The 13,158-nt window shown below is 57.6% G+C and carries 10 protein-coding genes; 4 read left to right on the plus strand and 6 right to left on the minus strand.

Features of this window, described 5'->3' with window-relative positions; all coding sequences use genetic code 11:
- The first annotated feature begins 340 nt into the window (after positions 1–340).
- Positions 341–1,918 (plus strand): sigma-70 family RNA polymerase sigma factor, encoded by a 1,578-nt coding sequence (locus TBK1r_RS31535; RefSeq protein ID WP_201724027.1) that lies wholly within the window; start codon positions 341–343, stop codon positions 1,916–1,918.
- Between the two features lie 42 nt (positions 1,919–1,960).
- Here the strand turns inward: TBK1r_RS31535 and TBK1r_RS31540 are convergent, their stop codons facing one another.
- Both TBK1r_RS31540 and TBK1r_RS31545 read right to left on the minus strand, forming a co-directional pair.
- Positions 1,961–2,323, minus strand: coding sequence for a hypothetical protein (locus tag TBK1r_RS31540; protein ID WP_419580585.1), 363 nt, complete (start codon positions 2,321–2,323; stop codon positions 1,961–1,963).
- The gene (locus TBK1r_RS31545; protein ID WP_419580586.1) at positions 2,310–4,007 is read right to left on the minus strand and encodes a permease; all 1,698 of its coding nucleotides are present in this window, start codon (positions 4,005–4,007) and stop codon (positions 2,310–2,312) included. Before TBK1r_RS31545 ends, TBK1r_RS31540 begins: the two co-directional genes overlap by 14 nt.
- 271 nt (positions 4,008–4,278) lie before the next feature.
- Here TBK1r_RS31545 and TBK1r_RS31550 point away from each other — a divergent pair, with 271 nt between their 5' ends.
- Positions 4,279–4,923 (plus strand): RNA polymerase sigma factor, encoded by a 645-nt coding sequence (locus TBK1r_RS31550; protein ID WP_145219372.1) that lies wholly within the window; start codon positions 4,279–4,281, stop codon positions 4,921–4,923.
- Positions 4,924–5,151: 228 nt separating this feature from the next.
- Complete coding sequence (locus tag TBK1r_RS31555) at positions 5,152–6,165, plus strand: H-X9-DG-CTERM domain-containing protein (protein ID WP_145219374.1); 1,014 nt, start codon at positions 5,152–5,154, stop codon at positions 6,163–6,165.
- Between the two features lie 1,439 nt (positions 6,166–7,604).
- Here TBK1r_RS31555 and TBK1r_RS31560 read toward each other — a convergent pair.
- From TBK1r_RS31560 to TBK1r_RS31570, 3 genes are all read right to left on the minus strand, one after another.
- Complete coding sequence (locus TBK1r_RS31560; RefSeq protein ID WP_419580587.1) at positions 7,605–8,537, minus strand: sugar phosphate isomerase/epimerase family protein; 933 nt, start codon at positions 8,535–8,537, stop codon at positions 7,605–7,607.
- Between the two features lie 545 nt (positions 8,538–9,082).
- Complete coding sequence (locus TBK1r_RS31565) at positions 9,083–9,415, minus strand: type II toxin-antitoxin system RelE/ParE family toxin (protein WP_145219377.1); 333 nt, start codon at positions 9,413–9,415, stop codon at positions 9,083–9,085.
- On the minus strand, positions 9,412–9,621 hold the full coding sequence (locus TBK1r_RS31570; RefSeq protein WP_143547653.1) for a hypothetical protein: 210 nt from the start codon (positions 9,619–9,621) through the stop codon (positions 9,412–9,414). Before TBK1r_RS31570 ends, TBK1r_RS31565 begins: the two co-directional genes overlap by 4 nt.
- A gap of 748 nt (positions 9,622–10,369) precedes the next feature.
- On the opposite strand from TBK1r_RS31570, the gene TBK1r_RS31575 reads away from it, so the two are divergent.
- Positions 10,370–11,818 carry an IS4 family transposase gene (locus tag TBK1r_RS31575; RefSeq protein WP_145208234.1) on the plus strand — a complete coding sequence of 483 codons (1,449 nt, stop codon included), beginning with the start codon at positions 10,370–10,372 and terminating at the stop codon, positions 11,816–11,818.
- Between the two features lie 57 nt (positions 11,819–11,875).
- Here the strand turns inward: TBK1r_RS31575 and TBK1r_RS31580 are convergent, their stop codons facing one another.
- Positions 11,876–13,126 (minus strand): IS256 family transposase, encoded by a 1,251-nt coding sequence (locus TBK1r_RS31580; protein WP_145207413.1) that lies wholly within the window; start codon positions 13,124–13,126, stop codon positions 11,876–11,878.
- Positions 13,127–13,158: the final 32 nt, after the last annotated feature.

Consider the following 13,158-nt stretch of genomic DNA (forward strand, 5'->3'; position numbering starts at 1 on the left):
CGTGTCCGGTGACCTACCTTTGACAGACACCGGCTCAGCCAGGGGGCAAACGCGATCGTCAGGTTCAGTGAACCGTTCGGTCCCACAGCACCCCAGGCTTCATTGCTGCTGGCGCCAGGAGGCCCATTGTTGCCACGTTGGTTGAGTTTTTGCGACGCCCCTTCGTGGACATTTCGCAACACCCCACGCCTGACTCCTGCCGGTCTCATTGACGCAAACCCCACCCCACAAACGACTTGCAATGCTACACACGACCTCATCGACGGGGGTCGGCATCCTGGATGCTGTACCCCTCCCGGACCAGAACGAATATTCCAAGCCGGGATCAGAGGAGAAGTTGATGGGAACCAGGATTAGCGGACGTAGCTTGCAAGACGATTCCTTCGCCGCAGAAGAATCGGTGGACCGCCGCTCTCGCGTGATGGGAGACGAATTCGCCGACCACCACCTGGAAGAGGCCCCCGCAGACTCTCGTGGCGTCGCCGACGAAATGGACGGCGACACCGATCCGACCGAAGACCCGGTGCGAATGTACCTGATGCAAATGGGTCAAATCCCTTTGCTGACTCGCGACCAAGAAGTCTCCGCGGCCAAGCAAATCGAACGCACCCGCGACCGCTACCGCCACTGCATGCTGGCAACCGATTTCATGCTGCAGGGCTCCCTGAAACTGTTGCAACAGGTCCGCGACAAGCAACTGCGTTTGGATCGCACGATCGAAGTCAGCGTGACCAACGCCGTCGAAAAGAAGGCGATCATGAAGCGGATCGTGCCCAACGTCCGCACGCTGGAACACCTGCTGAACCAAAACAAGGTGGATTACTTCACCGCGATCAACAAACGATTGCCGATGCGTCAACGACGTGCGGCCTGGAAAAACCTGGTGATCCGCCGCAACAAGGCCGTCCGCCTGGTCGAAGAAATGAATCTTCGCACCGGCAAACTGCAACCGATTTTCCAAAAGCTGGAAAAATCGTCGCGTCGGATGAACGAGATTCGCAAACAACTTCGCGAAGGTTCCTCGTCGGACCTGCCCGGCATGCCCTCGGAAAAAGAACTTCGCAGCGAACTGAGCTATCTGATGCGGATGACCTACGAGTCGCCCAAAACGCTCGATCGCCGCGTCTTGTCCTGCGAAGCCCTTCGTGAAGATTACGAAGCGGCCAAGCGAGTCCTGTCGGCCGGCAACTTGCGACTGGTCGTGTCGATCGCCAAGAAGTATCGCAACCGTGGCCTGTCGTTCTTGGATCTGATCCAGGAAGGCAACACGGGGCTGATGCGAGCGGTCGACAAATTCGAACACGCCCGCGGATACAAATTCAGCACCTACGCGACGTGGTGGATTCGACAAGCGATCACCCGCGCCATCGCCGACCAAAGCCGAACGATTCGTGTGCCCGTTCACATGATCGACACGATGAACAAGATCCGCCAAATCACCCGCGATCTGGTTCAAGAAAACGGACGCGAACCGACGGCCGAAGAAGTTTGTGCCCGCAGCGGCCTGAGCTTGGACGACACCCGTGTGATCTTGAAGATGAGCCGCCAACCGCTGTCGTTGGATCAACCCGTCGGCGACCACGAGGACAGCGTCTTCGGCGAGTTCTTGCAAGATCACCGCGACGACGATCCGTTGCTGGAAACCAACCGCCAAGCCTTGAAGGCTCAGATCGATCTGGCCATGGAAACGCTGAACTATCGCGAACGAGAAATCTTGCGTCTGCGTTACGGCCTGGCCGACGGCTACACCTACACGCTCGAAGAAGTCGGACGGATCTTTCAAGTCACCCGCGAACGCGTCCGCCAAATCGAAAGCAAGGCGGTTCGCAAACTGCAACAACCGTATCGCGCTCGATCCTTGGCCAGCTTCCTCGACGGAGCCGACTTGGCACTGATCGAAGGCGGCGAACCGGTTTAAGACGTCGCTCCGACCGAGTGACGGCCTTAGGCAAGACTGACTCTACTTGCGGCGAAACGCTCTGGCCAACGCCGAAACCGTGATCAATCCTCCGACGATCGGAATCGCCGGAATGATCAACTTGGGCTGGGCGGCAAGCACCACCAGCGCGATCACGCCGATCACCGGTGCACTTGCCGGCAACCATTTGGCCGGTCGCTTCAGCGAAGGCCATGCCAACCACAACGCCCCCATCACCAACCCGATGCGTCCGCACGCCGCAGCCACAAACTCCCCGGTGCTGCCGGACCCGAACCACCACGCCAACAACGACGCGATCAGCATGATGATCGCCAGCACCAACGCCATCAGACGGCGCTCACTCGGCGGCGATTTCGGTTCAGACGATCGTTCAATTCGAGCCATCGGTGTCCAATTCATGTTCAAGTTCTGAATCCAACGGCGCCCGGCCGGCGTCAGCGACGGGCAACCAACGACGCCACGCCAACAGTAGCACACCGACGACGGCGTAGCCCGCGGCAAACTCGAACACCTTGGACCGACTTTCCGGCCCCAGCACGATCGTTTCCCAGTGCTCCGGACCCAGCGGCAGAAACAGCCGACTGCCTTCCAGCGGTGAATGCATCAGGCCGAACAGCGTGAACACGGCACAGACCAAAAACACGATTCCCGCCGTCCGCAAATTGCGATCGATCGACGCGGCCAATCCCCAGGCCCACAACAAGCTGGTCAAGATAAACCCGCTGCCCAACATCGAAATGGTCGCAAAACTTTCTTGAAACACGGGACTGAGATCGGACACCGAGATGCCCGCCTCACGCAAGGCCTGATCACCCAATATCTGCCCGCTGAAATTCAAGACCAACGCGGCCAGCGCCGGTAAACACGCGATCGCCACCGCCGCGTAGTGCCGCCTGGGTGTCGCCGAAAAACTTTGAGCGGTGATTTCCAAGCCGATGAAGACCAAAATCGGCAACACCGCCGGTTTGGGAATGATGTCGTTGAGGAACGTGAAGTACCCGATCAGTCCCGCCGACCCGATCACCAACGCGGTTCCCAGCGTGTATCCCGCCCGGCCTCCCATCGCTTTGTAAGCGGGGTGGCCGATGTAGGGCGTGGTCTGAATCACCCCACCGGACAGCCCGGCCAACAACGTCGCGACCGCTTCTACCCCGATCACCATCGGAGTGTGATAAGAATCGCCCGCTGCCGCGGCACTCTCGGTGCAATCGATTCCCCCGACGACCGTGGCGATCGCAAAGGGCAAGGCGATGGGAAGATACGGCACCGCATCGGGCCACGCGGAAATCCAACTGCCGTCCCAGCATTCCATCCACCGCGTCGGGAACCACTCGATCGTGCTCAAGCTGGGAAAGTGATAGCCGTCCACTCCCAACCCACACATCAGATAATAGATCAGCCCGGCGACTACCAAGGCCCCTAGCGTGCCGGGAACCCGGCCGGGCAGCGGAATCCGAGCGATCAACGTCGTCAACACGATCGCCAAGGCGACGAGTCCCGGCAGCGGACGACCGAGAATTTCCGACAGCGGCAAGAAACTGATCAATGCCAACGCGATCGCCGCCAACGACCCCAGCAATCCGGCGCGGGGAACGACGCGCCGCACCCAGTTGGACGCCGGCGCCATCACCAGTTTCAACACGCCGCTCATCACGATGCACCAAATCCCGATGTGCCAGGTTCGATAGGCGGCATCGATCTCCGACAGCCCCAGCGAATCGACGCCTTGGCGAAACGATGGCCCCAGGATCAACAGGCAGACGCCGAACACGCTGGGCGTATCCAACCCGAGCGGCATGGCCGTCACGTCGCTGGAATTTTTCTTCCGAGCCAACCGAAACGCGAAATACACAAAGGCCAAATCGCCGACCAGAACTCCCAACGCGGTGCCGGGCACCAGGGCCGAAATCGCGAACTCGGTGGGGAACCCGAACCCGCTCAGTAGGATGACGACCAGAAACAATCCGGTCAGATTATCCAACATCAGCCCAAAGAATGCGTTCACATCACCGGGCGTCATCCACTGGTAGCGATGGGCGTGTGGAGCCGTTTGATTCGATGCGTTCAATGGAAATCCATGAGAAAACGTTTTGATGCGACCCTCCGCCTCGCTCCAGGCGTTTTATCGGTGAAATCAGCCTGCAACTAGCCGTTTGGACACCGCCGGCCGACAATTCAGCCAAAAAGCGCTTTGACGAATGGGGCAATTGGCGAGATAATGGGTCTCAGGGTGCACAAAGATTCCCGGTGCACAGCGGCGGTTTGGACGCTCTTTTGACGCGTGCTGTGGACCGCTTGTTTCCCTTAAAACACTTGTCCGCTCATCGGAACCTCGGCCCATGTCTTCCACCACCGCTTCTGTCCATTCCGCTTCGGCCACCGAAAGCGATGAATTGAGCGACGAAGCGTTGCTGGCCGCCTATCGCAACAGCGGTGATCGAACGCTGTTCAATCAGTTGATGGGTCGCTATCAGCGTGAAATCTACAGCTACCTTCGCCGCTACATCGGCAGCACCGAGATGGCCGAAGACGCGTTTCAGGGCACCTTTTTGCAGGTTCATCTGAAGTGCCAACAGTTTGACAGCTCGCGCCGTTTCCGCCCCTGGTTGTATGCAATCGCGACCAACCAGGCGATCGATGTCCAGCGCCGCAACAAGCGGCATCGGATGGTCAGCCTGGATCGCACCCCGAACGACACGGAACAACGCAACGCCAGCTGGGCCGAAAAACTCGTCGGCGGAACCCCCGACCCCCTGGCCGCCGCGGCCTCGCAAGAAAACGGCGACTGGATGAAAGAATCGATTTCATCGCTCGGCCAGCCCATGCAGCAGGTGATCCAGTTGGTCTATTACCAAGGACTGAAATACCGCGAGGCGGCGGAAATCCTGGGAATTCCGGTGGGCACGGTCAAAAGCCGCCTGCACGCCGCCGTCCAGCGATTGGGCGTGATGTGGGAAGACTCCCACGCCCCCTCGGACGATTGAGTAGAATCAACGAGCACCGGCGCCGCTGGGACGCGCGCCAAACCGGCTTGGCCTGACGAACCGGCCTGAGTCTCGCTGAACCGGTTGAGTCGACTGTGCGTAGGATTCAACAACACTCACCCATCGCTGCGACCGCAGCAGAGTCAGACTTTCATTCGCCCGCCGCATTTCCTGCCGATGCACGAAGATCTGCTTGGATACCTTCTCGGAGCTCTTGAGCCAGACGAAATGCAACGCGTTTCCGACTGGCTACGCGACCATCCCGAGGGTCGTGAACAGCTCGCAGAAATCGAGCGGAGCCTGAAACCGCTGGAAGAAAGTTTTGAAGCGGTAGAAGGTCCCAGCGACGACCTGTTGGCCCGAACCCTGGCCGCGATCCCCGACGGCATCCCGCCGACGGATGATTCGCCCGCGGATCCGCTGGTGACGCTGACTGATGTCGATCTATCGGGTGAAGCGGGAGCGGGCGGCAACCGTTGGAACGTGATGGATTCGATCGGCGGCCTGTTGTCGGTCGCCACGTTGTTGGCGCTGCTCTTGCCGACGATTGCCGCGGGCAGGTTCGAGGCCCGGAAAGTAGCCTGCGAAGACCGGCTGCGCCGCAATTGGACCGCGCTGATGCAATACGTTTATCGCAGTGAACACGGGCGACTGCCCGAAGTCGCCGAGTCGGGACGAGAAGCCTTTGCCGGAATGTTTGCCATCCGACTGGCCGATGCGGGGCTGATGGACGACGTCGATCAACGTTGGTGCCCCTCAGCGGACCTACCGGTGCTCAGCGATGCCGGCGGTTCCGGTCCTCAGGAACCCTCCCCACTGATTTCGCTTTCGACATTGCCATCGGTGGAGTCGCTTCACAGCCTGCCGCCCGATGACCTGAAACGGGTCCAACAATTTGCCGGCGGCCACTACGCCTACACCCTCGGTGTGATCGGCGATCAAGGGTTTTCGGCGCCGCGTTTTGAGGCCCGATCGTCGTTCGCCGTGATGGCCGACGCTCCCTTGGAACACGCCATGACGGCGGACCAGCCGGCGAAGATGCGATTCAGCCACAGCGGCCAGGGCATCAACGTGCTGTACGAAGACGGCAGCGTTCGATTCATCCGCGCCGACGCCCTCAACTCGATGCCAGACCATCCATTCTTCAATCACCTCGGGGCAAGCGAAGCGGGGGTCAACATCGACGACGCCAGCCTGTCACCGAGCTGGCGTGCACCGTTCTCGATTTCCCTCCAACGCTAGCGACGCGTTGCAGCGGACAACGCGGCAGCTGGATTGAACAAAGCGGTTCGCCCGCCCCGCTACGCGCTTTGCGCCGACCAATCCACACGGTGCCAATCATCCTCGCCAAAGCGATGTTCTTATCCCGACGGGATTACAGCGAGTAGCCGACGCTCAGCGCAGCGCCACCTCCAGGACACGCCCCCAATCCACTCCACGCCCCCGGACGGCAACACTGTGAAGCATTTATTCCCTGCGTTTGACGAGGTGTTAGCGGCAGGGCGCAAGCCCTCCGGTCCCTCATCGTTGCCGGAAACACCGGAGGGCTCGCGCCCTACCGCTACAAAATGCTTCACAGCGTTGCCCGCACGGGGTCGCAGGGTCACGCCGGCGGCGTGCCACATCATAGCTTGGGGTCGCGTGAGCGCACCCCAAGATCCGGACACCACCTCGCCGCCAACCCCAACGGGATTGAACAATACGGTTCGCCCGCCCCGCCACGCCATTTGCGCCGCCCAATCCACACGATGCCAATCCTCCACACCAAAGCGATGCTCTTATCCCGACGGGATTACAGCGAGTAGCCGGAGGTCAGCGCAGCGACACCTCCGGGCCACTTTTCCAGACCATCCGCTTTAGAAGTCTCTGGCACGCAGTTCATCAGCGCTGTGCAGGTAACGGCGTCTGCATCTCATGGGTGCACTTCCGACATCCAAAGCCGCTCGACTCCCCAATAACGGCGCTTCGTGTGTTCGCTCGGTTTTGTCTTTCAGTAAAAGAAATACCCCCTCGACCACACGACGCGCGCCACTGGGAAGTCATGCGCCCGCGGATCACACAACGGGCCACAAGAGATCAAGACGGCGACCGCATCAAGACGCTGACGACCTGCGGCCAGAGGATTCAAATAGCTGGCGTCAGCCTGACGCCTCGGAGCCCCACGCAACGCCGCCCATCGCCACCACACGTCAACCGTCGATGCGGAACGCGATTCGACAAATTTCAACAGTGGACCTATCCCCTCCGATCGCCTCGGTCAGATCACAAACACACACCTCATCATGCTCGGAAGGGAGATCAACCAGTTCCAGCCGAGCAGGGTGCGGGAGCGCTTTGAGTACTTTGGCGTCACTTTCGCATTTGTCTCTGTCGTCTTTGCCCCTACTGATTCTCTCTCGGCCCTTGCACACTTGCGTTTTTAGCCAAAGCGACACGGGACCAAAATACCGAGCGAGTGCCGTGCCGTTGCAAGCCACTACCCACCCATCGCCCGCCGGATTGCATCGTGTCGAGCGGTTCGCATCGAACGGGAGATAAGCGCCGGATCTTACCAGTGGGACAGGCTCCCAGGCTGTCGTTCCGACGTTAACAAGCTGGAAGCCTATCCCTCTTATTTGTGTTCGTCGCTTAGTCGACGAAACTCAGCAATTCGTGCTGATCGATCGGTTGCAACGCGTTGCTCATGCCAGGGCCTTTCTAAGGCTGAGATTGCTTTGACGATGGGCTTGGACGGCGGAAAGCTGATTGGGTGACTGCTCTTCGACAGCCTGCTCCAACACCAGATGCGGATGGATCGATTGGTCATCCAGATAGTCAAACAAACGGGTGTAATCGATGTCGCCCTGCATCGCGAACGATTCGGACCAGACTCCGCCGTTTGATTGACGCAGGTGCAGCTCAACGATCCGGCCATGGTAGTGAGTCAACACGTCAAAGACAGCAACTTCCGAATCACCGCAACCGCGGAACACCCAATGAGCGTCCAGACAAAACTTCACATTGTCTGGGTCGCTTTCCGTCAGCATGTGGTGAAACTCACGGCCGCCTTGCCTGAATTCCGCGTCATGGTTGTGATAAGCCAAAGTGAGCCCGAGATTGCGCAGTTCCGCACCCAGCAAATCAAGTGACTTGGCTTGCAACCGCAACTGAGCATCGTTCTTGTCTTCCAGTCCACCCCACCGAATCGGCGATGGGTTAGTCACGACGATCCTCGTCCCCAGTGGCTTGGCTTTGGTCGCGATCTCTAAGACACTCGCAATGCTCTCGTCTACTCTCGCAGCGTCATGCAGCACACTGTTGACGTAGATCGACCGCATCTCCAATTGATGGGTCCGCAATCGCTCTTCCAGGCCGACAAGCTCTTGGGCCTTTTCGACGATCGGCTCGTAGCCCGTAATACCGGTCGCTGCGATGTCGCTTAGCAAGGGATCCGTGTGTCGTTCAAATTTGCGATTCGCTCGCCGCGCGAACGTGAGCCAGGGGTAGGTGTTGGTAGCGATATGACGCGTCGATGGGTCGATGTTCGCAAGTGCCGCTGACGGGCGAGTCAAAGCCGCCAGAGCCAATGTCGTCCCACAGCGGCCGAGCATCTGCCTGCGTGTGTGCTTCATCATTTTGCTTCCTTATTCCCCACGCGAACCGTTCCAATGTCAACTCTCGGGCCGCTCGAACCCCTGGCGGCTTGGCCGATCGAGCAAACCGAGGACCGTTGCGTCACCAGCAAAACGCTCGGCCTTCGGATTCCATTCTAGCGACCGAGCGAACATCCGGCAGGGATTCTGATTCGACATCGAATCTCAATTGGCATACCCCTGACTCCAACGGACTGCAACAGCGAAACAAACAGATTGTCGTCGATGACGGGTTCAGTCTTTCAACAAAAGAAAAACACCACGGACCACACGACGCAAGTCACGGGGGAGTCATGCGCCTGCGGATCACACAATGGGCCATGAGAGATCAAGACGACTGCCGCACCAAGACGCTGACGACCTGCGGCCAGAGGATTCATGAAGCTGGCGTCAGCCCTACAACCCTGAGTCCCACCTAACCCGACCTACCGTGACCGCACATCAACCGCCGAAGCGGAAAGCAATTCGATGAAGTTCAACGGTAGTGATCACGTGGTCGCCGCGAACGACTTGCCACTTCAATAAACTCAATTCGGCGGCTCACATGCATCGTCTGGTTCGCCGTCTGATGGAGGAGACGTTGGTAGGGTCATCGATCCATGAATCACAGCAAGTATACGAACCTCGCCGGGCAGTACTTGATGTATGATCCGATATGAGTCGGAGAATACTTCGCGAATGTCTTTACGTCCGTATTCGGGAACAACGGATCCGGAGTACGGGAAATCGATGAGCTGTGGCTCAGGGCGAGCGAAAATTCGCTCTGCGACCGCAGAAGCGAACTCTGGAGAAGATTGAGCAATGTAGTCGTGGACACCAATCAATTGATCCGTCGCCCTTTCGGTCCAGCGGAGCTTCATTTGGATGCATTCGCTTTAGCCGCATCCAGCCGTTTGCGAACATCTGACGTTTCAAGAAGCCGCCCAGCCTCAGCGTCTGCCAACCCAAGTTCGACTTGTTGACGGACAAAAAGGTGATACTGCACACGCTCCCACGTCACGTCGTCAGGAAGACCCTGAAGAATGGACGAAGCGGCTTGTTTTACGGTTTCTGGTTCGCTTTGCATTTTTTCGCTCGCCGTTGAGTGTCGGTTGACATTTTAGCGTGCGGCCGGAGGGGAGGCAATCAATGCCGACCCCTGCCGGCGAACGAATTGCGATCGATCCGCGCATGCGGAGGAACGGGGAGAGATCGGACGTCAACACTTTGTCGGCCTTCATTGGGGCCGCTGAGGGGACTCGATTAGAACGGACCCTGCCAGTGCGTGCCAGCGTTTAAGTCCCAAGCGAATTCGAGTTGACCGGACAAGCTTCATTGCTTGTGCGTAGAACGCCGGTCCACGCAGCGTTACGCCAGCGGCGTGCCACATCAAAACTTGGGGTCGCGTGAGCGCACCCCAAGATCTGGGACCACCTCGTCGCTAACCCCAACGGGATTGCATAAAACGGTTGCCCGCCCCGCTTCACCATTTGCGCCGTCCATTCCACCCGACGCCAATCCTCCACGCCAACTCGATGCCCTCATCCCGGAGGGATCACAGCGAGTAGCCGGAGGTCAGCGCAGCGCTTAGGTTTGACCACATCTTTTTGTTTGCCGGCGGATGTGTCGAGTTGGCGCGGCTGTGAAACCAATTGTTGATCTTTGTAAATGAGTCAAGCTTGGTAAGGTTGATCTGGTAATTTGGCGATGCCTGGAGTTTTTTCCCTGTGGGAACCGTGGCGTGGAACACACGCTGCGATTGATTCGCGACGGCGGGTTGAGATGGTTGCTGGTGACGGAATGGCTACCAGCACTCGTATCACGGAAGGCCCCCCATGGTTTTGCCCCTGCAGACATTTGGACAAGTCAACTTTGCCAACGCTCAACTCGGCGACAAACGTAGAACAAATCGTCTCGTACAACTCGCTGACTCGATGGCTCGACGACCAAGTGGAACATTGCCACAGAAATTCAATAGCCCCAAAGACCTCAGGGCTTTCTACCGGTTGATGGACCGTGACCAGGTGACGCATGAGGCAATTCTCGCATCTCATCGTGAGGCAACCTGTCTCAAGATCAAGCAAATCAGAGGCCCAGTCCTGATTCTTCATGATGCCACCGAGCTGGATTTTACCAATCACAAGTCACTTTCCGATGACATGGGCCAAATTGGCAACGGCAATCGCCGTGGGTACATCGCGCAAAACAGCTTGGCCGTGAACCCGAAAACACGGCAAGTAATTGGATTGTACAATCAGGTTTTGCACCATCGGGAGGATGCTCCCAAAGACGAACTGACCGCTCAGAAACGCAAGCGTGAATCACGAGAGAGTCGATTGTGGTTGCGCGGTGCCGATCCACTGGCTAACAGCGAGAAACTCGTTGATGTTTGTGATCGAGGAGCTGACACGTTCGAGTTCCTCGAACATGAATTGGCCAGCGGCCGTAGGTTCGTCATTCGTGCCTCTCATAATCGGGCGATCATTCCTGGACATGGCGATCAAGGCAGTAGCGATCAAGCCTGTTACCTTCGCAACTATGCTGCCAGCCTTCCGCCAGCAGGACACTGGACGTTATCGGTAACGAGCAAAGTCGACAAGAAAGTACGGGTTCGCAAAGGCAAAAAGAAATCAGCCAATCGACGGGCTCGTGAGGCGAAGATGGCTGTCTCATTTGCCCCGGTTCAAATCAAACCACCCGCGAAGAAACTAGGAGAACACGGCAACGATCCGCTTGCCGTCTGGGTTGTTCGAGTCTGGGAAGAAGATCCGCCCGCCGGAGAAGAGCGTCTGGAATGGTTTTTGATTACAAACCAACCCGTACTTGATTTTGAAGATGCCTATCAGGTTGTCGGTTGGTACGAATGTCGCTGGATCATTGAAGAGTATCACAAAGGGATGAAAACAGGATGTAGCATTGAGAGCCCGCAATTCACTAGCGAAGAACGTCTGCAGCCAGCGATCGCTTTGATTTCAGTGGTGGCGTTGACTCTGCTGCAAATGCGTGATGCCAGTCGTCGTTGGGACGCAAAGAAACGCAAAGCGACCGAAGTTATCTGCAGCGACTACGTGAGTGTGCTGAGCGCTTGGCGACATGGCCAAATCAAACCCGACTGGTCAATTCACGATTTCTTCTATGCACTGGCGAGACTCGGCGGTCATCAGAACCGCAAATCCGATCACCCACCGGGATGGCAAACGATTTGGCGAGGCTGGAACGACCTCCAAGCGATGCTCTGCGGCGTTGACGCAATGAAGATTGTAAAAAGATGTGGTCAAACCTAAGGCGCAGCGCCACCTCCGGGGGGCCTGTCCAAAACTTTGTGTCACCGGTTCAGTTGTTTAGTATCGGTGGCTCGGCGGCAGGCGGTCCTCAAAGAGGATTGCAAAGTGGTTGAGTGCTTGCTTCCAATACTTGATCGGGCGGGTCCAGCGTTTGGATGCCTCCATGATCGCCATATAGATCAACTTGGTTGCTGAGTCCTGGCTCGGGTAGATCTTGCGGTTCTTAGTAAACTTGCGAATCGTGCTGTTGACCGACTCGATTGCGTTGGTCGTGTAGATCACCTTACGAATCTCGGGCGGGAAGTCAAACAGTGTGATGATGTCCGTCCACTTATTTCGCCACTGCCGCGAGATCGTCGGATACTTCTTGTCCCATTTCTCCGAGAACCGCTCCAGTTCGCTTTCAGCCTCTTCGGTTGTCGATGCGCGGTAGATTGATTTTAGATCACCTGCGACTGCCTTGCTGTCTTCATGCGAGACGTAGCGAAGGGCGGCGCGAACCAGGTGCACCAAGCAAAGCTGAATTCGAGCTTGTGGAAAGGCGGCTCGAATGGCTTCGGGGAACCCGGCAAGGCCGTCGACACAGCATACGAAGATGTCGGAAAGTCCGCGGTTTTTCAGGTCGGTTAAGCAGTTCAACCAGAATTTCGCCCCCTCGGTTTCAGCGATCCAGAGGCCCAAGAGCTCTTTCTTACCATCCAGATTGATTCCCAAAGCAACGTAAATCGTGTGGGGGCTGACCTTGGCCGATGCACCCCGAACGTTGACGACGATCCCATCGAAATAGACGATCGGACACACCGGATCGAGACGCCTCGACTGCCAAGTCTTTAGCTCGGCTTCCAGGTCCTCGGTGACGCTAGCGATCAGCGTTGGTGAAACATCCACGCCGTAGAGGTCTTTGACGATCTGCTGGATGTCGCGGGTGGTCAATCCTTTTGCGTAGAGGGCCAGGATTTTGTCATCGAATCCATCAATGCGACGCCGGTGCTTTTCAATGATCTTCGGCTCAAACGTCGAGTCTCGATCCCGAGGTGTTTCGATCTCCAGTTCCCCAAAGTCACCCTTGAGCTTCTTTGAAGAATGTCCGTTGCGACAGTTGTTTCGTTTTTCTTTGGAAGGCGTGCTGCCGGAGGCCGGTTCGGATTGTTCTTGATCGAGATGGTGATCGAGTTCGGAGTTGAGCATCGTTTCGATGCCCGACTTCATCATTGTTTTGACCAATGCATTCAATTCACCGATGCTCGAAGCATTGCGAGCAAATTCAGCAGCAAGTTGTTCGACTTGCTCTTTCGTCTTGGAATCCATGGGAAGGGGCTCCTGCAGGAGAAGGTGTTTGG

Origin of the sequence: Stieleria magnilauensis (assembly GCA_007753675.1) — a bacterium.
Taxonomy (GTDB): Bacteria; Planctomycetota; Planctomycetia; order Pirellulales; family Pirellulaceae; genus Stieleria; species Stieleria magnilauensis.

What these genes read in the sequence shown, in the direction of transcription:
- TBK1r_RS31535 (WP_201724027.1), top strand. Translation starts at nt 341, where the DNA reads ATGGGAACCAGGATTAGCGGACGTAGCTTGCAAGACGATTCCTTCGCC.
- TBK1r_RS31540 (WP_419580585.1), bottom strand. Translation starts at nt 2,323, where the DNA reads ATGGCTCGAATTGAACGATCGTCTGAACCGAAATCGCCGCCGAGTGAG.
- TBK1r_RS31550 (WP_145219372.1), top strand. Translation starts at nt 4,279, where the DNA reads ATGTCTTCCACCACCGCTTCTGTCCATTCCGCTTCGGCCACCGAAAGC.
- TBK1r_RS31555 (WP_145219374.1), top strand. Translation starts at nt 5,152, where the DNA reads ATGCAACGCGTTTCCGACTGGCTACGCGACCATCCCGAGGGTCGTGAA.
- TBK1r_RS31560 (WP_419580587.1), bottom strand. Translation starts at nt 8,537, where the DNA reads ATGATGAAGCACACACGCAGGCAGATGCTCGGCCGCTGTGGGACGACA.
- TBK1r_RS31565 (WP_145219377.1), bottom strand. Translation starts at nt 9,415, where the DNA reads ATGAAGCTCCGCTGGACCGAAAGGGCGACGGATCAATTGATTGGTGTC.
- TBK1r_RS31570 (WP_143547653.1), bottom strand. Translation starts at nt 9,621, where the DNA reads ATGCAAAGCGAACCAGAAACCGTAAAACAAGCCGCTTCGTCCATTCTT.
- TBK1r_RS31575 (WP_145208234.1), top strand. Translation starts at nt 10,370, where the DNA reads ATGGTTTTGCCCCTGCAGACATTTGGACAAGTCAACTTTGCCAACGCT.
- TBK1r_RS31580 (WP_145207413.1), bottom strand. Translation starts at nt 13,126, where the DNA reads ATGGATTCCAAGACGAAAGAGCAAGTCGAACAACTTGCTGCTGAATTT.